General features: G+C 72.3%; 15 protein-coding genes. 7 read left to right on the top strand and 8 right to left on the bottom strand.

Features of this window, described 5'->3' with window-relative positions; translation table 11 throughout:
* The first annotated feature begins 122 nt into the window (after window positions 1-122).
* The gene (locus AB0I88_RS17195) at window positions 123-2,774 is read left to right on the top strand and encodes a glucosidase (RefSeq protein ID WP_361024615.1); all 2,652 of its coding nucleotides are present in this window, start codon (window positions 123-125) and stop codon (window positions 2,772-2,774) included.
* A gap of 5 nt (window positions 2,775-2,779) precedes the next feature.
* On the opposite strand, the gene AB0I88_RS17190 is transcribed toward AB0I88_RS17195, so the two are convergent.
* The 3 genes from AB0I88_RS17190 to AB0I88_RS17180 form a co-directional block, all read right to left on the bottom strand.
* A complete protein-coding gene (locus tag AB0I88_RS17190; protein WP_361024612.1) occupies window positions 2,780-3,052 on the bottom strand; it encodes a hypothetical protein in 273 nt (90 codons plus the stop codon).
* Between the two features lie 200 nt (window positions 3,053-3,252).
* On the bottom strand, window positions 3,253-5,067 hold the full coding sequence (locus AB0I88_RS17185; protein WP_361024609.1) for an anthranilate synthase family protein: 1,815 nt from the start codon (window positions 5,065-5,067) through the stop codon (window positions 3,253-3,255).
* Between the two features lie 219 nt (window positions 5,068-5,286).
* The gene (locus AB0I88_RS17180) at window positions 5,287-5,520 is read right to left on the bottom strand and encodes a hypothetical protein (protein ID WP_361024606.1); all 234 of its coding nucleotides are present in this window, start codon (window positions 5,518-5,520) and stop codon (window positions 5,287-5,289) included.
* 180 nt (window positions 5,521-5,700) lie between these two features.
* Here AB0I88_RS17180 and AB0I88_RS17175 point away from each other — a divergent pair, with 180 nt between their 5' ends.
* From AB0I88_RS17175 to AB0I88_RS17165, 3 genes are read left to right on the top strand one after another with little or no spacing between them, the layout of a single operon-like run.
* Window positions 5,701-6,075, top strand: a complete 375-nt coding sequence (locus tag AB0I88_RS17175; RefSeq protein WP_361024603.1) for a response regulator — start codon at window positions 5,701-5,703, stop codon at window positions 6,073-6,075.
* Between the two features lie 7 nt (window positions 6,076-6,082).
* Window positions 6,083-7,138 carry a HEAT repeat domain-containing protein gene (locus tag AB0I88_RS17170; protein WP_361024600.1) on the top strand — a complete coding sequence of 352 codons (1,056 nt, stop codon included), beginning with the start codon at window positions 6,083-6,085 and terminating at the stop codon, window positions 7,136-7,138.
* Window positions 7,139-7,140: 2 nt separating this feature from the next.
* Window positions 7,141-8,607 carry a glycosyltransferase gene (locus AB0I88_RS17165; protein WP_361024597.1) on the top strand — a complete coding sequence of 489 codons (1,467 nt, stop codon included), beginning with the start codon at window positions 7,141-7,143 and terminating at the stop codon, window positions 8,605-8,607.
* On the opposite strand, the gene AB0I88_RS17160 is transcribed toward AB0I88_RS17165, so the two are convergent.
* The gene (locus AB0I88_RS17160; protein WP_361024595.1) at window positions 8,604-10,799 is read right to left on the bottom strand and encodes a glycoside hydrolase family 3 C-terminal domain-containing protein; all 2,196 of its coding nucleotides are present in this window, start codon (window positions 10,797-10,799) and stop codon (window positions 8,604-8,606) included. The genes AB0I88_RS17165 and AB0I88_RS17160 overlap by 4 nt on opposite strands.
* Before the next feature lie 113 nt (window positions 10,800-10,912).
* Here AB0I88_RS17160 and AB0I88_RS17155 point away from each other — a divergent pair, with 113 nt between their 5' ends.
* On the top strand, window positions 10,913-11,533 hold the full coding sequence (locus AB0I88_RS17155; protein ID WP_361024592.1) for a helix-turn-helix domain-containing protein: 621 nt from the start codon (window positions 10,913-10,915) through the stop codon (window positions 11,531-11,533).
* Between the two features lie 326 nt (window positions 11,534-11,859).
* Here the strand turns inward: AB0I88_RS17155 and AB0I88_RS17150 are convergent, their stop codons facing one another.
* Window positions 11,860-13,101, bottom strand: a complete 1,242-nt coding sequence (locus tag AB0I88_RS17150; protein ID WP_361024589.1) for an NYN domain-containing protein — start codon at window positions 13,099-13,101, stop codon at window positions 11,860-11,862.
* Window positions 13,102-13,196: 95 nt separating this feature from the next.
* On the opposite strand from AB0I88_RS17150, the gene AB0I88_RS17145 reads away from it, so the two are divergent.
* Complete coding sequence (locus AB0I88_RS17145) at window positions 13,197-13,688, top strand: hypothetical protein (protein WP_361024586.1); 492 nt, start codon at window positions 13,197-13,199, stop codon at window positions 13,686-13,688.
* Here AB0I88_RS17145 and AB0I88_RS17140 read toward each other — a convergent pair.
* From AB0I88_RS17140 to AB0I88_RS17130, 3 genes are read right to left on the bottom strand one after another with little or no spacing between them, the layout of a single operon-like run.
* Window positions 13,675-15,462, bottom strand: a complete 1,788-nt coding sequence (locus AB0I88_RS17140; RefSeq protein ID WP_361024583.1) for a hypothetical protein — start codon at window positions 15,460-15,462, stop codon at window positions 13,675-13,677. The two genes, AB0I88_RS17145 and AB0I88_RS17140, sit on opposite strands and share 14 nt — an antisense overlap.
* A 1-nt stretch (window position 15,463) precedes the next feature.
* Entirely contained in the window at window positions 15,464-16,525 is a 1,062-nt protein-coding gene (locus AB0I88_RS17135; RefSeq protein WP_361024580.1) for a MoxR family ATPase, read from the bottom strand.
* A gap of 42 nt (window positions 16,526-16,567) precedes the next feature.
* On the bottom strand, window positions 16,568-18,703 hold the full coding sequence (locus AB0I88_RS17130; RefSeq protein ID WP_361024577.1) for a sigma-70 family RNA polymerase sigma factor: 2,136 nt from the start codon (window positions 18,701-18,703) through the stop codon (window positions 16,568-16,570).
* 548 nt (window positions 18,704-19,251) lie between these two features.
* Here AB0I88_RS17130 and AB0I88_RS17125 point away from each other — a divergent pair.
* Window positions 19,252-20,922: a DNA polymerase IV gene (locus AB0I88_RS17125; protein ID WP_361024574.1), complete on the top strand. Its 1,671-nt coding sequence runs from the start codon at window positions 19,252-19,254 to the stop codon at window positions 20,920-20,922.
* The last annotated feature ends 865 nt before the right edge of the window (window positions 20,923-21,787 follow it).

Below are 21,787 nucleotides of genomic sequence, written 5' to 3'. Positions count from 1 at the left end.
GTGCGGGCGGTCGGGTGAGGACCGAAAGCGATCATGATCATGATGAAGCCCGTGGATCGGTACGGCCTTACACACTTGACACATCAGCGTGACAGTCTCAGTGTGATCGACTCCGGAAGCTGATGTCGGGTTATGGGGGTGGGACGGACGTGTCGGAACGCGTACGCCTCTCGCAGGCCGATTCCGGGGAACGGCCGTGGCGCGCGTGGGGCCCATACCTCGCCGAACGCGCCTGGGGCACGGTCCGCGAGGACTACAGCGAGCACGGCACCGCGTGGGACTACTTTCCGCACGACCACGCGCGCTCCCGGGCGTACCGGTGGAACGAGGACGGCATGGCCGGGCTCTGCGACGACCGGCAGACGTTCGCCTTCGCGCTCGCCCTGTGGAACGGCAGGGACCCGATCCTCAAGGAGCGGATGTTCGGCCTCGGCGGGGACGGCGGCAACCACGGCGAGGACGCCAAGGACTACTGGTGGTACCAGGACTCCACGCCCACCCACTCGTGGATGCGCTGGCGCTACCACTACCCGCAGGACGAGTTCCCCTACGACGAGCTGGTCCGGGTGAACGGGCGGCGCACGCGCGAGGAGGGCGAGTACGAGCTGGTCGACACCGGCGTCTTCGACGGCGACCGGTTCTGGGCGGTCACCGTCGACTACGCCAAGGCCGGCACCCACGACGTCTGCATCGCGGTCACCGTCGCCAACCGCGGTCCGGAGACGGCCACCCTGCACGTGCTGCCCACCCTGTGGTTCCGCAACACGTGGTCGTGGGGGCTGCCCGGCCGCCAGGCCCCGAAGATCATCGGTACGGCGGGGCGGCTGGCCGGCCGGCACCGCTCACTCGGCCACCTCACCCTCGACGGGCAGGGCACACCGCGCCCGCTGATGTGCGACAACGAGACGAACGCGCAGCGGCTGTGGGGCCTGCCGGGGCGCAGCCCGTTCCCGAAGGACGGCATCAACGACCACCTGGTGCTCGGCATGCCGACGGTGAACCCGGCCGGGACCGGCACCAAGGGGGCGCTGCACTACCGGGTCACGCTGGGGGCGGGGGAGAGCCGTACGATCCGGCTCCGGCTCACCCAGAGCGACCGGCCGCTGCCGCCGGCCGACCTCGGCGACGGCTGGGCCGCGGTGATGCGCGACCGGCTGGCCGAGGCCGACGAGTTCTTCGCCGAGGTGCTGCCGGAGACGGCCACCGACGACGAGAAGGCCGTGGCCCGGCAGGCCGTCGCCGGTCTGATGTGGGGCAAGCAGTTCTACCACTTCGACGTCAAGCAGTGGCTGCACGGCGATCCGGGCAACGCGCCACCGCCACCGGGCCGGCGCCACGGGCGCAACAACGGCTGGTGGCACATGAACAGCTTCGACGTCATCAGCATGCCCGACCCGTGGGAGTACCCCTGGTACGCCGCCTGGGACCTGGCCTTCCACTGTGTCAGCATCGCCCGTGTCGACCCGGGGTTCGCCAAGTCGCAGCTCCTGCTGCTGCTGCGCGAGTGGTACATGCATCCCAACGGGCAGATCCCGGCGTACGAATGGTCGTTCTCGGACGTCAATCCGCCGGTGCACGCCTGGGCGGCGCTGCAGGTGTTCCGCATCGACGGCTCCCGCGACTTCGACTTCCTCTCCCGGATCATCCACAAGCTGCTGCTCAACTTCACCTGGTGGGTCAACCGCAAGGACGTCGGCGGCAACAACGTCTTCGAGGGCGGCTTCCTCGGCCTGGACAACGTCGGCCCGTTCGACCGGTCCGCCGCGCTGCCGGTCGCCGGTGTGCTGGAGCAGTCCGACGGCACCGGCTGGATGGCGATGTACGCGCTCAACCTGCTGGACATGGCGATCCTGCTGTCCAGGCACGACCGGGCCTACGCGGACATGGCCACCAAGTTCTTCGAACATTTCACCTACATCGCCGAGGCCGCCTACCGGCAGGGGCTCTGGGACGACGAGGACAGCTTCTTCTACGACGTGCTGCGGCTGCCGGACGGTCACAAGGTTCCGCTCAAGGCGCGCTCCATCGTCGGCCTGCTGCCGCTGGCCGCCACCACCCGGCTCACGTCGGAGACCCTCAACCGGCTTCCCGAGATCAACGCCCGGGTCCGCTGGATGCTCCACCACCAGGGCGAGTTCGGCGACGTCATCGGCGCGCGGCGTCTCGGCGGCGCCGAGCGGCGCCAGCAGCGCCTGCTCAGCATGGTCGGCCAGGACCAGCTGCTGCGGATCCTGCCGCGGCTGCTGGACCCCGAGGAGTTCCTTTCACCGTACGGGCTGCGCACACTGTCCCGGGCCCACCTGGAGAAGCCGTTCACCGTCTCGCTCGGCGGCTCGGACTTCACCGTCGGCTACGAGCCGGCCGAGAGCACCAGCGGCCTCTTCGGCGGCAACTCGAACTGGCGCGGTCCGGTGTGGATGCCGGTCAACTATCTGCTGATCCAGGCGTTGCGCGAGTTCGCCGAGTTCTACGGCGAGGACCTGAAGGCGGAGTACCCGACCGGCTCCCAGCGCAAGGCCGGGCTCACCGAGATCGCCGACGACCTGTCCCGCCGCCTGATCGGGCTGTTCGTGCCGGACGCCGACGGACGCCGGCCGATCTACGGCGCGACCGAGTTGTTCCAGACCCACCCGGACTGGAAGGACCTGGTCGCCTTCCCGGAGTATTTCAACGGTGACGACGGGGCCGGGCTCGGCGCCTGGCACCAGACCGGCTGGACCGCCCTGGTCCTCGATCTGATCTTCAACCTCCGCGGCCGGCCCGCCTCGCCGTAGATCGCTCAGTGTGCCTGGGCGACGATCACCTCGGCCACGTGGCGCAGTTGCCCGTGGTCGGGGTGGAAGCCGGCGGCGATGTCCGGGTGCAGGCCCGCCCTGGCCTGCTCCAGCAGCATGCTGGTGACCTGTTCGACGCTCTCCCCGGCGTAGTGCTGGCGCACCTTCACGGTCGCGGCCTGCAGGGCGGAGCTGAGCTGGTCCTCCAGCGGACCGCGCAGTTTCTCCTCCACCGGGTTGAGCGTTCGCGGGTCCAGGGTCACGTGCGGCTCGGACAAGGTTTCCTCCGGAGGTCAGCTACGCCGGCCGGATACCCCTACCTCCGGCGACGGTAAACCCGGCGAGGCCGGCTCCGCCCGCGATTCACCTCCGAGAAGTAATCGATCTCGGCGGTGGGCCGCACGTTGAGCGATCCCCGGGACGGGTCGGTGGTCCAAGGTGAGGCTCTCGATCACCTTGGACCACCGACACCTGTTCGCTACCCCGGTACGGCCGGGCTAACCACGTCGGACAGAAGCGGCGGAAGAAGTTCCCGGAGCACGTCGACGCCGTCGCGGCTGAGGACCGACTCGGGGTGGAACTGGACGCCCGCGAATCCCGTCCCGCGCAGCGCGTGGACCGTGTGATCGGCCGGGTCGACGGCCAGCTCCACCGGACCGTACGGCGACGGCGTCACGGGCCGTGCCGACACCGCCGAGAAGCTGGAGTAGAAGCCCACCCGCCGGACCGTCCCGAACAGCTCGACCTCCCGGGCCAGCCCCTGATAGGGCGAGTCGCGCCGGGCCAGTGACAGCCCGAGCAGCGACGCCAGGATCTGCTGCCCGAGACAGACCGCGAACAGTGGCCGCCGCTCGGCCAGCGCCGCGCCGGCGAGACGGCGCAGCGCCGCCATCTTGGGATCGCCGGGATTCGACGGGTCGCCCGGGCCCGGCCCGAACACCAGCAGGTCGGCCTCCGGGAGCGTGGCCACCTCGGTCCACGGCAGCAGGCCGACCCGCAGGCCGAGCGCCTTGAGCTGGTGGGCCAGCATCGCCGTGAACGTGTCCTCGGCGTCGATGATCACCGCGTGCCGCCCGTCCAGCTCCGGCACGGTCAGCGCGCCGGGCGCCCGGGAGTCGAGCCAGAACCGGGCGAGTTCGTCGTTGCGGGCCGCCAGCAGGGTGGCTACCTCCGGTGTCTGCGCCGTTCCGCGTACCCGGAAGGGCTGGGAATCGACCGCGCCCAGCGCGGACAGCAGGCCGGCCGCCTTGGTGTGGGTCTCCGCCACCTCGCCCGCCGCCGTCGAATGGCGGACCAGCGTGGCCCCGACCGGGACGCGTAGGTCACCGTCGGGGGAGATCTCCGCGGTCCGGATGAGGATCGGCGCGTCCAGGGTCTGCCGGCCGGCCTCGTCGTGGTCGAGCAGCGCGAGCACGCCGGCGTAGTAGCGGCGGCCGCGGCGCTCGTGGCGGGCGATGACCCGGCAGGCGTTCTCGATCGGGCTGCCGGTGACGGTGGGCGCGAACATGGTCTCCCGCAGCACCTCGCGGACGTCCAGTGAACCGTGCCCGGCCAGCAGGTACTCGGTGTGGGTGAGGCGGGCCATCTCCTTGAGGTAGGGGCCCGCCACCTGGCCGCCGTGCTCGGCGACCGTGGCCATCATCTTGAGCTCCTCGTCGAGGACCATGTAGAGCTCCTCGATCTCCTTCGGGTCGCGCAGGAAGCCGAGCAGCCCGTCGTAGCCGCCGTCGTTACGGTAGGTGCCGCTGATCGGGTTCATCATGGTGATCCCGTCGGCGACGCTGACGTGCCGTTCCGGGGTGGCGCCGACCAGGATCCGGTTGCCGGTGTCGACCAGGAACGTCCAGTAGGTGCCCTGCTCGCCGGTGAGCAGCCGGCCGAAGGCGGCCCGCGCCGCGTCCAGCGGATCGCCCGCCACGGTCGCCCGGTACGTCCGGTGGATGACGAAGTTGGCGCCCTCGCCGTGCCCGATCTCGTCGCGCAGGACCTCCTCGACGACGCGGCCGTACTCGTCGTCGGACAGGTCGAAACCGCCGTCGCGCAGCGTCAGCGGCCCGGGCGGGAACGCGCTCAGCGGCTCCCGTCTCGTCGACCGCACCAGCAGGCATTCCAGCGGGGCGCCGTCGTCGACGCAGTCGAAGCCGCGTTCGCTGATCTGCCGGTAGGGGATCACGGCCAGCACCGGCGTGCCGGGCCGCAGCGGGATGTCGGCGAGCGTGGGGACGGTGACGACGTCCCCGGCCAGCACCTCGACGTGGTCGGCGCCGTCACGGTGCAGCAGGGCGAAGGGCATCTCGGGTCCTCTTTACGGTCGAGGACCGCCGGCCGAGGACCGGCCCGACGAGAAACGGCCGCCTCGGGGAGGCGGCCGCGGTGGTTACGCGCGGGAAGTGGGCCGCCGGTCAGGCGGGCCACCACATGGTCATTCTCGCGCGCATGCCGGGAAGCTTACGGCCGGGCGGACGGCCGCGCCAGCCCCTCACGCGTACGGCGTACGCGTGAGGGTCGGCGTTCACGCGGCGAAGGCGAGGCGTACGGCGTCGCGGGCCCAGTTCATCCGCCCGATGGCACAGTCCGGGTGCTCGCCGTACTCCTGAGCGACGAGTTCGGCGCAACCGGTCTCTCCGAACCGGTCGACCATGGCCCAGACCGCCCTCCGGATCACTTCCGCAGTGGGCTCCTGGGAGCGCTGCAGGTCCGAGGCGAAAAGCGCTTCACTGCGTACGTCGTCGATCAGTGCGTTCATCGGATCCTCCCAGCCTTGGGGTTGCGGGGTGGTTGTCTTGTGAACCAGCACACCGCTCTCCGGATGCATCGCGGGCGCGTCCCGGTTGCGGGAGGGTTGCGCCGCATTCCCGCGAGCCCGCCACGAACACCGGGTCATCGGGATATGGTCCGAGCACAGACCGAGGATCGGGGGAGCCACGTGACGACCGTCCTGGTGGCCGACGACGACGCCGACATCCGCGACCTGGTGGCCTTCAAACTGGAACAGGCCGGGCTGGAGGTGCTCGCGGTCGGCGACGGTCAGGCGGCCGTGGAGACGGCACGGACCCGGAATCCCACACTGGCCGTGCTGGACGTGTCGATGCCGGGGCTCTCGGGCATCGACGTCTGCCGGATGCTGCGGGCCGACCCGGCGACCGCCGGCATGCTGATCATCATGCTCACCGCCCGGGTGCAGGAGCAGGACGTCGAGGGCGGATTCAGCGCGGGCGCGGACGACTACGTGACCAAGCCGTTCAGCCCGCGCGAGCTGGTCTCCCGGATCCAGGCGCTGCTGACCCGGGCGCGTACCTGACCCGCCGATGCCGGGCCTCCTCGCGATCACCGTCGCCGTCCTGGCCGGCGTGGTCGCTGTCATCGCGTCCGCCATCGTCGCCGTCCGGGTGCGCCGAGGCTTCCGGCGCCGCCGCCGGGACCGGATCGGGGCAGCCCCGCGCCGGGCGCTGCTCGCCTTCGTCGCCGACAACGGCGAGCGGGGCGCCGACGAGCTGATCGCCGTGCCCGAGCCGGCCTGGCGGGCCGCCCTGCCCAGCGCCCTCGGCCTGCTCGGCAAGCTGCGCGGTGACGCCCACCGGGCTCTCGTCATGGTCTTCCTGCGGCGCGGCATGGCCAGCCGGGCGCTCGCCGACCTGACGGCGCGCGGCTCGGTGCGCCGGGCGTCGGCCGCCCAGCTGCTCGGCGACCTGGAGTTGCGCCCTGCCGTGCCCGGCCTCTGCGGGCTGCTCACCGACCACAACCACGAGGTACGGGTGGTGGCGGTGCGCGCCCTGGGCCGGATCGGCGACCCGGCCGCCGCCTGGCGGCTGATCGCGAGCCTGGACCGGCCCGACCCGGTGCCGTCGCTGCTGGCCACCCACACTCTCGTGCAGATGGGGCCGGACGCCGAGGTGACCCTGTCGGCGGCGCTGGACCATCCGGAGGCCCGGGTCCGGGCGGTCTGCGTGGACGCGCTCGGCCTGCTCGGCGCGACCGCCTCGGCCGGCCGGATCGCCCGGGTGCTGCACGAGGACCGGAATCCGGACGTACGCGTGGCGGCCGCCGCCGCCCTGGGCCGGCTGAGCACCCGGACCGCCCTGGACCCGCTGATCGCCGAGCTGGCACCGGACCGCCCGGCCGGGCTGCGGGCCGCGGCCGCCCGCGCGCTCGGCGACCTGGGCTCCCCGGCCGCCGTCCCGCACCTGGTCACCGTGCTGCGCGACGGCGAGTTCTGGGTGGCGCACGAGGCCGCGCACAGCCTGCGCCGGCTGGGCCCGGCCGGGCTGACCGCGCTGCGGGAGACCCTGGAGGTGGCCGGCGTGGACACGGCCGGGCACTGCCACGAGGCCCTGGCCCTGGCCGCGATCCTGGAAGCGGCCTAGCCTTGCCTGTCCTCGTCGACGTCCTGCACTGGGCCGACCTGGCCGTCTTCGCCTACTTCATCGCCCTGAACTCGAGCTACCTGGTGCTCATCCTGATGGCCGGGATCGAGTTCGCGAAGCATTTGCGGCGGGCCCCGTTCGCCGGCTCCGACGACATGTTCCGCAGCCCGCTCACCCTGCCGGTGTCGGTGATCGTGCCGGCCTACAACGAGGGCGCCGGCATCGTCACCGCGGTGCAGGCGATGACCGCGCTGCGCTACCCCCGGTACGAGGTGGTGGTCGTCGACGACGGCTCCACCGACGACACCTTCGCCAAGCTGCGGGAACGGTTCGACCTGGTACAGGTGCCGCGGGTGGTGCCGGGCGAGGTGCCGTACCGGTCGACGGTCCTGGGGGTGTGGGTGGCCCGCGGTGACCCGGAGACGCTGACCGTGGTCCGCAAGACCAACGGCGGCAAGTCGGACGCCCTCAACGTCGGCATCAACCTGGCCCGGCATCCGCTGATCTGCATGGTCGACGCGGACTCGGTGCTCGACCCGGACGCGCTGCTCTCGGTGGCCAAGCCGTTCGGCGACGACCCGCTGCGGGTGGCCGCGTGCGGCGGGGTGGTCCGGATCGCCAACGGCTGCAAGGTCGTCGGCGGGCGCGTGGTGGACGTCCGGATGCCGAGGCGGTGGCTGGTCCGGATCCAGATCGTCGAATACCTGCGGGCCTTCCTGATGGGCCGGACCGGCTGGTCCCGGCTGGGCGGCCTGGTGGTGATCAGCGGCGCGTTCGGGATCTTCCGGCGGGACCTGGTGGTACGCGTCGGCGGGATGTCCCACGACACCATCGGTGAGGACGCCGAACTCGTCGTACGCCTGCACCACTACCTGCGTGACCTGCGCCAGGACTACCGGGTGATCTTCGTGGCCGAGCCGGTGAGCTGGAGCGAGGCGCCGGCCCGGCTGCGCACCCTGGGCCACCAGCGGCGGCGCTGGCACCGGGGGATCGCCGAGATCCTGTCCAAGCACCGGCACATGATCGGCAACCCCCGGTACGGCCGGATCGGGCTGCTGGCCCTGCCGTACTACCTGGTGTTCGAACTGCTCGCCCCGTTCGTCGAGCTGGCCGCCCTGGTGCTGGTCCCGCTCGGGGTGTGGCTGGACGCCATCGACTACGGCTTCGCCCTGCGGTTCGCCCTCGCGGCGTACGGCTACGGTCTGCTGGTCAGCCTGGTGTCGCTGCTGATCGAGGAGATCTCGTTCCACCGCTACCCACGCTGGGACGACCTGCTGCGCGGGGTGACGGCCGCGGTCCTGGAGAACTTCGGCTACCGGCAGGTGCTCGCGATCTGGCAGGTCCGCGGCGCGCTGAGCGCCTGGCACGGGCGGCAGGCGGTCTGGGGCACCATGCACCGCGAGGGCTTCGACACCCACGAGGGCGCGCCGCGGATGGAGACCGTCGGCGCGCCCCGCGGGAATCCCTAGCCGTTCGCCGCCTCGACCAGCTTCTCCAGGTCGCCGGCGTTCAGCGGGCTGCCCGGGAACGCCGCCATCCGGCTCAGCGGCAGGCTGCCCAGCATCATCAGCACCTCCGGGTTGGCGGCCATCCCCGACATCGGGCCGTCGCCCGCCGCCTGCGCGAACGCCGCGCCCAGCACCTCGGCGCCGCGCGGGTCGGCGAACCACTCGCCGACGCTGGACTCGGTGGTCAGCGGCACCCGGTCCGGGTCGCCGGCCACGTGCACGGTCACCGACGCCCGCACGTCCCGCGACGAGGAGCCCACCTCGACCAGGTACTCGCCGCCCTCGACGATCCACCGGCCCAGCCGGATGTCCCAGTAGGCCAGGTCGTCGCGGTCGACGGTGAGGACGGCCTCGGTGGTCTCACCGACCGCGACCGGCACACTCGCGAACGCCTTCAGCTCCCGCGGCGCCCGGCGCACCCGCGAACCGGGCAGGCTCACGTACACCTGAACCACCTCGCGACCGTCGCGCCCGCCGGTGTTGGTCACCGGCACGCGGACCTCGACACCGGTCGCCGTAGCGGTCGCGCGTGCCGCGCCGTAGCCGAAGGTGGTGTACGACAGCCCGAACCCGAACGGGTAGGCCACCTCCTGCCCGCGCGCGTCGAAGCCCCGGTAGCCGACGTGCAGGCCCTCGCCGTACCGGACGTGGCCGTGCTCGCCCGGGAAGTCCAGGTACGACGGGTGGTCGGCGAGCTTCACCGGGATCGTCTCGGCGAGCCGGCCGGACGGGTTGACCCGCCCGAACAGCACGTCGGCGATCGCGCTGCCACCGGCCTGGCCGAGCAGCCAGCCCTCCACCAGGGCGGGCACCGTCTCGTCCCACGGCTTGGTGGCGATCACCGCGCCGTTGGAGAGCACCACGACCGTTCTCGGGTTGGCCGCCGCGACCCGCTCGATCAGCGTCACCTGCACTTCCGGCAGGTCGATCGACGTGCGGTCGGCGCCCTCGGTCTCGTGCACGCTGCCCACGAAGACGATCGCCACGTCGGCCTCCCGCGCCGCCGCGACGGCCTCGGCGAGCAGGCCCTCGTCGGACTCGCCCCGCACCGTGTACCCGGCCGCGAACCGCACCTCGCCATCGGCCGCCGCGGTGATCTCGGTGAGCGCGTCGTCGAGCCGGGTCGGCGTGATCTGCGAGCTGCCGCCGCCCTGGTAGCGCGGCGTCCGCGCGAACTCGCCGATCACCGCGAGACGGCCCGTGCCCGGGGTCAGCGGCAGCAGACCGCCGTCGTTCTTCAACAGGACGATCGCCCGTCCGGCGATCTCCCGGGCCAGCGCGTGGTGCGCTTCGGCGTCATAGCCGCCGGCCGGTCGCTTCCCGGCCTTCACGATCATCTCGCGTACGCGTTCCGCGCTCTGCCGCAGCAGAGCCGGATCGAGCTCGCCCGCCTCGACCGCGGCGACCAGGGCGGCGTCGCCGTCCGCGTCCGGCCCCGGCATGGTCAGGTCGAGCCCGGCCGCGACCGACCGTACCCGGTCCACCACGGCGCCCCAGTCCGACACGACCAGGCCCTCGAAGCCCCACTCGCCGCGCAGCACCTCGGTGAGCAGCCAGTGGTGTTCGCTCGCGAACACCCCGTTGATCCGGTTGTAGGCGCACATCACGGTCCACGGCTGGGCCCGGGTGACCACCCGCTGGAAGGCCCGCAGGTACATCTCCCGCAGCGTGCGCTCGTCGACGTCGGCGCTGATCCGCATCCGGTCGGTCTCCTGGCTGTTCACCGCGAAGTGCTTCAGCGACGCGCCGACGCCCCGGCTCTGCAGGCCGCGCACCCACTCGGTGGCCAGCACCCCGGTCAGGAGCGGGTCCTCGGAGAAGTACTCGAAGTTGCGGCCGCCGAGCGGGGTGCGCTTGAGGTTGACGCCCGGCCCGAGCAGCACCGCCACGTCCTGCGCCCGGCACTCGTCGCCGAGCGCCTCGCCCATCCGGCGCAGCAGCTCCGGATCCCAGGTGGAGGCGCTGGCCACAGCCGGCGGGAAGCAGGTGGCGGGCACCCCGGCCAGCATGTCCTCATCGGAGGCCTGCATCCGCACCCCGTGCGGGCCGTCGGTGACGGTGATCGCGGGGAGGCCCGCGGACTCGACCGGCGACGTGTGCCAGGAGTCGCCACCGGAGGTGATCGCCGCCTGTTCCGAGGTGCTGAGGTCCATCGAGCCCGCCTTCACTGATCCATTGCTTACTGAGTACCTACTAGGTATTAACTACTCCGTAACATAGCCAGGTCAGAGGCGGTCCGGCAAGAGGCTGCTGGTAGGAAAGACCTGTGCAGACCTCCTCACCGTTCCGGCGTGACCGCGCCCGGTTGCCCGCCGCCGAACGGCGCCGGCAGATCCTCGAGATGACCACGCGACTGATCGCCGAACGTGGCTTCTGGGGGCTCTCCATGCAGGACGTCGCGGACGGCTGCGGGCTCACCGTGCCCGGCATGCTGCACCACGTCGGCTCCAAGGACAGCCTGCTCGTGGCCGTCCTGGAATACCGCGACGAGGAGGACGCCCGCTCACTCGCCGAGAAACTCGGCCTGCCGGTGCACCAACTGTGGGCCGAGGGGCCGCGTCGCGTCACCCTGCCCGAGGTCTGCTCGGCACTGGTCCGCCGCAACGCCGAACAACCCGAGATCGTCCGGCTCTTCGCGGTGCTGGAGGCCGAGTCGCTGGCCCCCGGGCACCCGGCACACGCCTACTTCAAAGCCCGGCAGCGGCGCACCCTGGACCAGTTCACCGCCCTGTCCGACGGCGACGTGGCCGACCCGCGCGAGCTGGCCGTCCAGGTGGCCGCCCTGATGGACGGCCTGCAGATCCAGTGGCTGCGCGAACCGGAGACGATCGACCTGGTCACCGCCTGGGAGGCGGCCGCCGCGCGCCTGTTCCGCGTGCCGGGCTGAGGCGCGACCCGCGCCGCAACTCAACACGCTGCCCAGCTTCCGCCATTTTCGTGTGTTGAGTTGGGGTGCGATTCGGGCCGTTACTCCACACGCTGAGTCCGGCCTTCCGGATCGCCCGCCTTTTCGGTGTGTTGAGTTGGGGTGCGATTCGGGCCGTTACTCCACACGCTGAGTCCGGCCTTCCGGATCGCCCGTCTTTTCGGTGTGTTGAGTTGGGGTGTGTTTCGGGCCGTTACTCAACACGCTGAGTCCGGCCTTCCGGATCGCCCGCTTTTTTGGTGTGTTGGGTTGGGGTGCGATTCGGGCCGTTACTCAACACGGTGGGTTCAGGCTTTCGGGTCGGGCGCGCCGAGCCAGGAACGGACCTCGGCGCACTCCTCGTCGGTCAACGCGATGGCGGCCGCCTCGGCCCGGTTCAGCACGTTGTCGGCGAACGCCGTCGCGATCTCCTCGGCGTCCGGCGGCGGCTGCCGGTAGAGCGGGGCACCACCGAACGCCGTGCCCCGGGTGACGAACGCGATCGCCGACCGGCTCACGTCCACCCCCTGCCCGGCCAGCGCGTCCCGTGCCCAGCGGGTCGCCTCGGTCAGGTTGAAGTGGTGGCTGGCGGCGTAGTCGGCCAGCGCCCGGTAGACCGGCGGCCACATGTCCCGCGGCAGCCGGGGCAGGCCCAGCGGCGCGCTGAGCCGAACCACCGGCTCGGGCGCCGAGGCGGCCCCGCCCGCGGTCTCCGGCGGCCCGTGCCGGCTGTCGTCCCACACGAAATGGTTGGAGAACCGGGCGTGCGGCAGCCGCAGGCTCTCCAGCGCCCGGACGAAGCCCCCGAAACCGAACCAGTTCGACTCGTCCACCCCGGTGCCCAGCTGACGGCGCAGGTCGTGGGCGAGCGAGGCCAGGTTGAGCGGGCCCGGCGCGGCCGTGAACCGCCAGGTGACCAGGTCCCGGAACTGGTCGAACGAGGCCGGCGACTCGGGTTCGCCGGGCGTCGACACCACCGGCTCCTCCTCGCTCTCCACCGGCTCGCCCTGCACCAGCTCCAGCAGCTCCTGGCTGGTGATCAGCCGGTCGGCGACCGAGGTGAAGGCGAGCGCCGCGTCCGCCGGGGAGACGATCGTGGTCCGCCGGTCGGCCCGCCGCAGCCGCACCAGCAGCGGCGTCATGTCCGAGTCGCCGGACGCGATCACGAACTCGTCGTGCTGCACCGGGTCGCCGAGCGCGTCCACCGCGTCGACCACCATCCGGATGTCGGCGGCGTTCTTCGTGTGGGTCAGCCGCGGGCAGTCGATCACCTCGAAGCCGGCGTTCACGAAGTACGGCCGGAAGCGCGAGTAGTAGAGCCGCTGTGTCCCGGCGCCCGGATCGGGATGCGGCACCCAGCCGCCCGGATTCATGTAGCACCGCAGAATCAGCCAGCGCCGGGGACCCTCCACGGTCAACGACGTGGTCAACCGGGACAGCCAGGCGCCCGGCTCCTCGGCGAACTGGATCGCGACATCCGGGTCCTGCCTGATGAGGGCGCTGAACACGTTGTCGAAGTCCAAATACAGTGCGGCACGTACGCGAGCCATGCCGGAAACCTACCGCGCGTCGCACAGCGCGGGCGGCGGGGCCGGTCCGAAAGGCGGTTGACTCCGGTCGAAGCCTTGACGATCGGAGCACTCCGTTGCAGCTCGCCCAGGTCCTCGACGTTTTCGAGGCGCTGTTCCGGGCCGCCGCCCACCCGGAGATCGAGGCGGTGGAACGCTTCGGCTCGGACACCGCCCCCGGCGGCCCGTCACCGGCCGGCGTCCGGATCCGGTACGCCGACGGCGCTCTCGCGTACCTCTGGGGCGCGGTGTGGCCGGGAGAGACCGACCTGCCCGTGCCCGGCGTGCCGCCCCCGCCGGCGCGACGGCGGCCGGACCGGGCCCTGGTCCTGGCCGTGCGGCTGCTGGAGGCCGCCCGCCCGGCCGCCTTCCGCTCCTGGCAGCTCGTCGCGCTGGCGAACCTCGGCCCGGACGGCGAGCGCGGCAAGGCGCCCCGGGGCATCCGTGTCGTCGCCACCGACGGCACCTCCCTGCTGCTGCGGGCCACCGCGGCCGGTGGCCCCGAGCGGGCCCCCGAAGTGGAGCCCTACCCGGACTACCGGATCCCGGACGGCCTCAGCGCAGACTGAAGACCTCGCCGCGCGGAGTGAACGGCAGCCGGGCGCCGTGCGGCATCAGGTAGGCGTGCGGGCGGCGGATCCGCAGCACGTCGCACTCCCCGTCGGTGATCACCAGGATCGGCCCCTCGCGGGGGAAGTCCTCGGCGCGTTCCAGCAGGTTGATCGCGGGCTGGAGGACGGTGCCGCCACGGCCGCGCACCCGCACCCGGCCGGCGATCCCGTCGACCGGCAGGTAACCGGCGTCGTAGGCGGCCGCGTCGCAGAACACCACACGTGCGGCCGGCACGTCGCGGGCGGTGGCGTACGACGCGATCGCACCCAGCGCCTTGCTCAGCGACCGGTGGCTCATCGAGCCGGAGGTGTCCACCACCACCCCGAACGTGTGCCTCCGCAGCAGCTCCTCGGGGTAGCGGCGGCCCGGGCGCGGGATGTCCGGAGTGGCCGCCTGACGACGGGACGGGCGGGCGTACGTGCGGACCGGCTCGACGGCCGGCACGTGCTCGTCGAACCACCGCGCCAGCCGCACGTCCCACGGCAGCGGCGGCTGCTCCAGCACCCGGATCTCGGCGACCAGCCCGGACGGCAACTCCCCACGGCCGCTGCTCTGGTGGTACGCGAACCCGGTCAACAGCGCGCGACGGCAGTACTCGTCCAGGTCCACGCCGCCGGCGCGCCGCCCGGCCCAGGGCAGCGGCTCGCCCAGCATGTCCCCGGCGCCCGGCCCGCGCAGCGTACCCAGCCGGCGCATCCGGCGCAGGTCCCCGGCGATCCGGTCGTACACCGCCTCGGCGGAGGCGCCGGCGAACCCGGGGTCGTGAAGCGCCCCGTCCGGCAGCACCCCGACACCCATCTCCACGAGCCAGCCGTTGATCACGAAGTCGCAGGCCACATTCCACAGGTACGGGTCGCGGCCGCCCACCCGGTCGGCATGCCGGAGCGCGACGTGCAGCAGTTCGTGGGCCAGCACGAACCGCCACTCCGGCTCGCTCAGCGACCGCCACGGGTTCACGTAGATCTCGCCCGCCTCGGCCGACACCGCCGCGATCGAGATGCCCTGACTCTGTGCCAGCACACCGTCGGCGACCAGCGTGAAGCCGGCCGCCACCCCGCCGAGCAGCGGGTACGAACCGATGAACCAGCTCATCGCCCGCCCGTACGGCCCCCGGCTGACCGGGCTGTCGGTGATCGACTCGCGGGCGCCGCCGGCCACCTCCACCCCGGCCGTGGCGGCGGCCGACAGCCCCAGCGCGAACCGCTCCGGCCAGGACGGCTCCGTCCCGGGCCGGAACCGGACCGGGGTGCGGTCCAGATCCGGCGGCCCGGCCAGATCCGGCGGCACGCCCTCACGGCGCCAGCGGGCGGCCAGTGCGGCCTCCTCGGCCGACGGCAGCGGGTGCGGCAGCGGATCCGGCTCGCGGCCCAGCTTCACTGCACGCTGGAACCGGGCCACCGCCACGCAGGCCGCCGCCTGATGCGCGGCGTCGTCGCGAGCCTCCGGATCGAGGTGGCCGAAGCCGAGGTGGAGCAGGCAGTGGGCGAGCACCCAGCGCCACTCGTCCGCCTCCAGCCGCCGGGACCGGCTCGCCGTGATCCGGCCGTTCACCCCGACGCGGGCGATGCCCGGGACCGGCGCGCCGACCAGTTCGAGGCAGGCGTCCCGGCGCGGGTATCCGCCGCCGTGCGTCATCGGCGCGAACAGCGGATGCCCGGCCAGCTCCCGCCAGGCCTGGTGGCAGGCGAGCGTGTTCGGATCGGACTCCGGCTGCGGCGCGTGGCGGACCATCTCAGGCCCGGGCCGCGACCAGGCGCGGCAGATCGCGGCTCACCTCGACCAGGAACCAGCCGGGCAGCACCGGGTTGCCGTCCGGGTCCGGCGCGATCACCAGCCGGCCGCACTCCAGCGACAGTTCGGCCAGCTCGACGAGCATCGCCTTGGCCCGGTGGGCGAACTGGCGCACGTTGGCGGACGCGTGCGTCTTGCTCGCCGGCAGGTCCTTGACCAGCCGGGCGCGGAACGCCTCGGCGAGGAAGTACAGCAGGTCCCGGTCGGACGGCGCGGACGGCCAGCCGGCATCACCGCGGACGATCGCGTCCAGCCCGTACCGATGCCGGATGATCTTAACGTAGCCGCCGAAGGCGGTGGCGTGCGCCGGGCTGAGCGTGCCCGCCGCGAGCAGGGTGAGAATCTGTTCGCTGATGCCGTCGCCGTAGGAGGACAGCGCGTCGGAGAGCATGTGCCAGCTGCGCGGCGTGGAGAACGCCTCCTCCACCTTGGGCGGCGCGGACCACAGGTGATCCGGGCGCTCGGTCAGATAGCCGGTCACCCAGCGGTGGATGCCGGTGTCCGTGGCCCACTCCAGCCAGTCCGCCCAGGATGCTCGCAGGTGGACGTGAACCAGGCGGTTGACCAGCGCCGACGCCATCGGGCGGGCCAGCGCGTTGTCGCTGGAACGGTTGCCGGCGCCGATCACGATGGACCCGGCGGGCAGCTCGTAGTCGCCGATCCGGCGGTCCAGGATCAGCGAGTAGAACGCCTTCTGCACCTCCGGGCTCGACGCGTTCAGCTCGTCCAGGAACAGGCAGTACGGCTCGTCGCGGGCGATCGACTCGGGCGGCGCGAACCGGCTGCGCCCGTCCCGCAGCTCCGGGACTCCGATCAGGTCCTCGGCGGCCAGTTGGGTGCCGACGAGCGTGACGCACGGCAGCCCCAGCGAGGCGGCGAAGTCACGGACCAGCGAGCTCTTGCCGATCCCGGGCGCGCCCCACACGAAGACCGGCCGCACGACGGCCACGTGGAGCAGCAGGCCGGGCAGCTGGGCGGGGGTGACCGTGATCGCGGAGTGCATGCCGGACAGTGTGGCCGCGCCCCCGATCGAGGGCCATCCGTTTTAGGACCCCGCCATCGAGGCCCCGATCCCGTTCGACGTGGTCAGATAGTCGGTGCCGGGCAGCTCGGCGGACCCCGTCCGGGCGCCCTCGGCGACCCGCGGATCCACCGAACGGAACGACTCCTCGGCGAAGCCGGGCACCTGCCAGCTGTTGTTGTTCGGCTTGGCGGACGCGGACAGCCCCTGCTCCCCCTGGCCGTTGCCGATCGCCGCGTTGTTGCGCAGCACCGCCGGGGCGGTGGTGATCGCGAAGCCCAGGCCGGTGTTGCGGAACGCCGTGTTGTTGCCCAGCTCGATCGCCCCGGTGTTGCCCTCGTCGACGAAGCCGTGGCCGTTGTTGCCCCAGGCCGCGTTGTGCCGGACCTGGTGCGCCGCGCGCACCCCGGTCCCGCCGCCGACCGCGAGACCGTTCGCCCCGTTGGCGTACGACCAGTTGTACTGCACCGAGACCCGGCTCCGGAAATCGCCCAGGTTGATGCCGTCGCCACCGTTGCGGAACGCCCGGTTGCCGCGCAGCTGGTTGCCGTCGCCGGCACCGAACTGCACCGCCAGCCCGGAGCCCCGGTTGGCGTAGAAGTCGCTGTCCAGCACCCGGTTGGCGGCCGTCCCGTCGTCGCGCAGCATCAGCCCGGAACCGGCGTTGTCGTGCACCGACAGCCGCTGGTAGACGTTGTTCGTGCAGGCCCGGCAGGTGTAGGCGGCGTTGCGGGCGCCGGTGATCTCCAGATCGCGCAGTGTCCAGTAGGACGCCTGCTGAGTGATCGCCCACTGGTCGGCCGGGATCGCCGAGGCGTCGATGACGGCCCGCTCGCCGCCGTAGCCGCTGATCGTCACGCGCTGCCCGGCGGTGCCGCTCGTGGTGATCGAGATCGGACTTGTGGGGCGGTAGGTGCCGCCACGCAACGCGATCGTCTGACCCGGCCTCACCACCGCGGCGGCCTTCGCGATCGAGGCGTACGGGCGAGCCAGGCTGCCGTCGCCGTCGTCCGAGCCGCCCGGCGCCACGTAGATGTCCGCCTTCGCCACGCCCAGGCCGGTGACCGGGCGCGCGGTGGCGCTCGCCTTCGCCGACGGCGCGGCGCTCGCGGGGCCGGCGCCGCCGGTGGGCCGGGCCGGGACGGAGACCGGCGGGGAGGCGGTGATGGTCAGCGCCGGGCCGACCGCGGCGGGACGCTCCGGCTCGTACACCACGGCGTAGGTCATGCCGCCACCCACCGCGACCGTCGCGGCGACCGCGGCCGCCACCAGGCCCTTGTGCGAGGCGAGCGACTGCACGTGCGCGACCAGCGAGACGCCGGACAGCGCGGACGGCGCGACCGCCGCCCCGCCGGTGGCCGCGGCCTGGATCCCGGCCCACAGCGCGACCGGCACCGGCAGCGCCGCGACACCCAGCAGCAGCCGCTCCGGCGAGACCATGCCGGCCTGGTGGACGCGGCAGTTCGGGCAGTCCCGCACGTGCCGGGCCAGTCGCTTGCGCCACACCGAGTCGGCGCCACCGTCCCAGAACCGGATGGTCTGCCGCAGCTCGGGACACATCGGCTTGGCCCGCAACGCGCGAACCACCCCGCGGGACAGGTCCAGCTGCGCCTTCATCCGCTGCACCTTGACCGCGGCGTGCTTCGGGCTCAGGTCCAGGGCGGCGGCCAGCTCGGCCCGGGACAGATCGCCACGGGCCTCCTGCCACCAGAGCCCGAGCAGCTCCCGGTCCCGGTCCTCCAGCCAGCGTGTCGCCTCGGCCAGCTCCCGCCGCTGCTCGGCCACGACCAGCTCGGCGGTGGTGCGCTCGGCGAAGTCACCGACCGGGTCCGGCACGTCCACCGGCTCCGGATGGTGGCGCATCAGGGTCATCTTGCGCGAGCGCAGATGCATCTGGACCCGGCGGTACGCGATCGCCACCAGCCATGACCGGAAACGGTCAGGATCGCGGAGGGAACCCAGGCCGTTGATGGCCTGGAGCATGGTGTCCTGCACCAGATCGTCGACGTCCGGATGACCGTTCAGCGCCCGGCCGATGATGTTGTAGATCAGCGAGAGATGCCCGGTGATCAGCTGATCCCGGGCGGCGGCACGGCCGCGCTGGGCTTCGCGAACGAGGTCCGCTATGTCGTGCGCGAATGCAGTATCACTCTCCGTCACCGTCTCGCTTCTCTCTTCGCAGTGGTGCCCGGCATGCCGGCGGATATCGGAGTTCGTGCCTACCCTTGATCGAGTTCGTGCCCGCTAGCTGCGGCGATGTGCGACTGCTCGTGATCGAGCCGTATCGTGACACAGGCTTTTGAAAGCTGTAAAGCCGACCTTCGCGAGTTTTTGTTATCGCTCCCATGCCGCGGCATCTACTCTCCGCCACCTTCCGTGAGAGGAGATCCCCATGTCCGGAGAGAGCCGGCGCCCGCTCGTCTCGGCGGTCGCCGTGGCGGTTCCCGGCGACCTGATCGCGTCCCGAAGTCCCGGCGTTTCCGGGCCGCGTGATCGTGTCCCGTGTCCCGCCGTTTCGGGGCCGCGTGATCGCGTCCCGGCCTCCCGGCCTCCCGGCGTCCCGGCGTCCCGGCCTACTCGGTCCCGTGATCGCGTCCTGTGTCCTGCCGTTTTCGGGCCGCGTGATCGCGTCCCGCCGTTCCCGGCCGCCGCCGGCCCGTTTCCCCGGGACCGGCGGGGATGTCGTACCCGGCGCATAGTCTGCGACCGTGAGGGCGGAGCCGAGCATCCTGCACGTCGACCTCGACGCGATGTTCGCCGCGGTCGAGCAGCGCGACAAGGTCTCGCTGCGCGGAAAGCCGGTGATCGTCGGCGGCGTGGCCGGCCGCGGCGTGGTGTCCACCGCCTCCTACGAGGCTCGCGCCTACGGCGCCCGCTCAGCCATGCCGATGGCCCAGGCCCGGCGGCTCTGCCCACCCGGCACCGCCTATCTGTCGCCACGGTTCGCGGCGTACAAGAGGACCAGCACCGTCGTCATGGAGCTGCTGCACGGCGTGTCCCCGCTGGTCGAGCAGGTCTCCATCGACGAGGCGTTCGTCGACCTTGCCGCCGGTGACCACGACCTCAGCCCGCCCGCCGTCACCGAGCTCGCCCTCCGGCTCAAGGCGGAGATCGCCGAGGCCACCGGCGGTGTCACCGGCTCCATCGGCGCGGCCTCCAGCAAACTCCTCGCCAAGATCGGCTCCGACCTGCACAAACCGGACGGGCTCACCGTCGTCGCCCCCGGCGAGGAGCTGGCCTTCCTGCACCCGCTGCCGGTCAAATGGCTCGGCGGTGTCGGCCCCGCCACCGAGCAGCGCCTGCACCGATCCGGCGTCCGCACCGTCGGCGACCTGGCCGCCGTCCCGCTGGACGACCTCGTCGACTGGTTCGGCACCGCCCACGGCACCGGCCTCCACCGGCTCGCCCGCGCCGACGACAGCCGCCCCGTCATCAGCGAGCGCGAGGCCAAGTCGGTGTCGGCCGAGGAGACCTTCGACGTCGACCTCACCGATCCGGTCCGGCTCAACCGCGAGCTCGACCTGCTGTCCGCCCGCGTCGCCGGACGCCTCCGCAGCAGCGGCCTCACCGGCCGGACCGTCAACATCAAGGTCCGCTCCCCGGATTTCACGACGGTGACCCGTGCGTTCACCCGCGACCAGCCCACCGATGACGGCCGCCTGCTGGCCCAGCTGGCCCGCCGCCTCCTGGCCGAGGTCAACACCTCCGGCGGCGTGCGACTGCTCGGCGTGGGCGTCTCCACCCTGGCCGACTTCGCCCAGGACGACCTGTTCTCCACGGCGGACCTGTTCTCCACGGCGGACCTGTTCTCCGCGGCGGACCGCTTGTCCGCGGCCGACCTTTCCTCCGCGGCGGACCTCCGTACCGCCCCGACCGGTCCGGCAGCCGCCCCGGCGACCCGCTCTCTCGCCGACGCCGACGCCGACGCCCAGCCGCCCGCCGCTTCGTCCGATGGCGCCCTGGACCTCACCTCGCCCACTACTGTCGGCCGCACCGATTCCCCACCCCCGCCCGCCGCTGATCTGGCCGTGTCCGGGGATTTGGCTTCCCGTTCCACTGATCTGGCCGTGCCCGGGAGGTTCGCCTCCCGTCCTGTTGACCTGATCGGCAAGGACCCGTCCGCGACCGATGACCTCGTCATCGGCCCGGGCGAGACGGTGAACCCGGCGCCGCTCTGGCGGCCCGGGCAGGACGTCCGGCATGACGATCACGGCGCCGGCTGGGTGTGGGGGAGCGGGCTGGGCCGGGTCACTGTCCGTTTCGAAGGCCCACACACCCCTCCGGGCCCGGTCCGGACCTTCGCCGTCGACGATCCGCACCTGCATCCCGCCGACCCGCCCGACTGGACCGCGCCGTCCGCTGATGGCCGGTCGCCCTGACGGTCTGCTGGGCCGGGGTTCGCCGGCCGGTCTTGTTCGGCTGGTTGTGGGTGCTGACCCTGCTGGCCAGATCACCCGGCCCGCCCGCCCGCCTGCACGCCCGCCGGGCAGCGCACAGCGCACCGACGGTGTGCCCCGAGTACCGCTGTGACGCTCGTGAGCGGCCGCGCAGGGCCCTGCGTGCGTGCCGAATTGCTCGGCCCGGTCTGCCCGCCGGGCAGGCGCCCACAGCGCACCGACTGCGCGCCCTGTCGCCCTGTCGCCTTATCGTCCTGGCGTCCTGGCGTCCTGGCGTCCTGGCGTCCTGGCGTCCTGGCGTCCTGGCGTCCTGGCGTCCTGGTGTCCTGGCGTTCTGGCGTCCGGTGGGCGGAGGGCCGGCGTGCGGGGCGATGTGCGCTCGGAGAACGTGACACCCGTAGTGGGTGTGACGACACCCGTTGCGGGTGTCACGTCTGCGGAACACAGATAGCCGAGATCCGTGTCCCGCGTCTCCCCGGACGGGGATCCGTTCCTGCGTGCGCTGCCAACCGGTGAACGTGGCGGTGGTTCTGAGTAGCGGCCGGCCGATGCCACACGCTGGAGTCCACGGGGCAGCGTCAGCGGCGGTCGCCGGGAGCCATCACCGGCCGGCCGGGTCGCTTCGCCGGTCCTGCCCAGCGACGAGCACACCGTTCACGCCATGCCGTCTACATGCGCAACCACCGCAACGGACGAGTCTTCACCGGCCTTAGCCCGCCGATCGCCGTCGGCGTCGCCGGTCATCGAATCCCTGATCCAGGTCCGGTTTTCGCTACCCGGCACCCGCGTCGTGAGGCATGGCAAAGCAGGGCCGGATCGGATATGCCCTGGTAGCGAGCCTTCATTG

It is taken from the genome of Actinoplanes sp. NPDC049802, assembly GCF_040656595.1.
GTDB lineage: Bacteria > Actinomycetota > Actinomycetes > Mycobacteriales > Micromonosporaceae > Actinoplanes.
The sequence above is the reverse complement of the archived record's forward strand: the minus strand, read 5'-3'. Positions and strand labels throughout refer to the sequence as shown.

Excerpts from the sequence above, each read along its gene's own strand:
- AB0I88_RS17185 (WP_361024609.1), bottom strand. The coding sequence starts at position 5,067 with ATGCCCTTCGCCCTGCTGCACCGTGACGGCGCCGACCACGTCGAGGTG.
- AB0I88_RS17150 (WP_361024589.1), bottom strand. The coding sequence starts at position 13,101 with ATGGCTCGCGTACGTGCCGCACTGTATTTGGACTTCGACAACGTGTTC.
- AB0I88_RS17135 (WP_361024580.1), bottom strand. The coding sequence starts at position 16,525 with ATGCACTCCGCGATCACGGTCACCCCCGCCCAGCTGCCCGGCCTGCTG.
- AB0I88_RS17180 (WP_361024606.1), bottom strand. The coding sequence starts at position 5,520 with ATGAACGCACTGATCGACGACGTACGCAGTGAAGCGCTTTTCGCCTCG.
- AB0I88_RS17170 (WP_361024600.1), top strand. The coding sequence starts at position 6,083 with ATGCCGGGCCTCCTCGCGATCACCGTCGCCGTCCTGGCCGGCGTGGTC.
- AB0I88_RS17160 (WP_361024595.1), bottom strand. The coding sequence starts at position 10,799 with ATGGACCTCAGCACCTCGGAACAGGCGGCGATCACCTCCGGTGGCGAC.
- AB0I88_RS17140 (WP_361024583.1), bottom strand. The coding sequence starts at position 15,462 with ATGGTCCGCCACGCGCCGCAGCCGGAGTCCGATCCGAACACGCTCGCC.
- AB0I88_RS17195 (WP_361024615.1), top strand. The coding sequence starts at position 123 with ATGTCGGGTTATGGGGGTGGGACGGACGTGTCGGAACGCGTACGCCTC.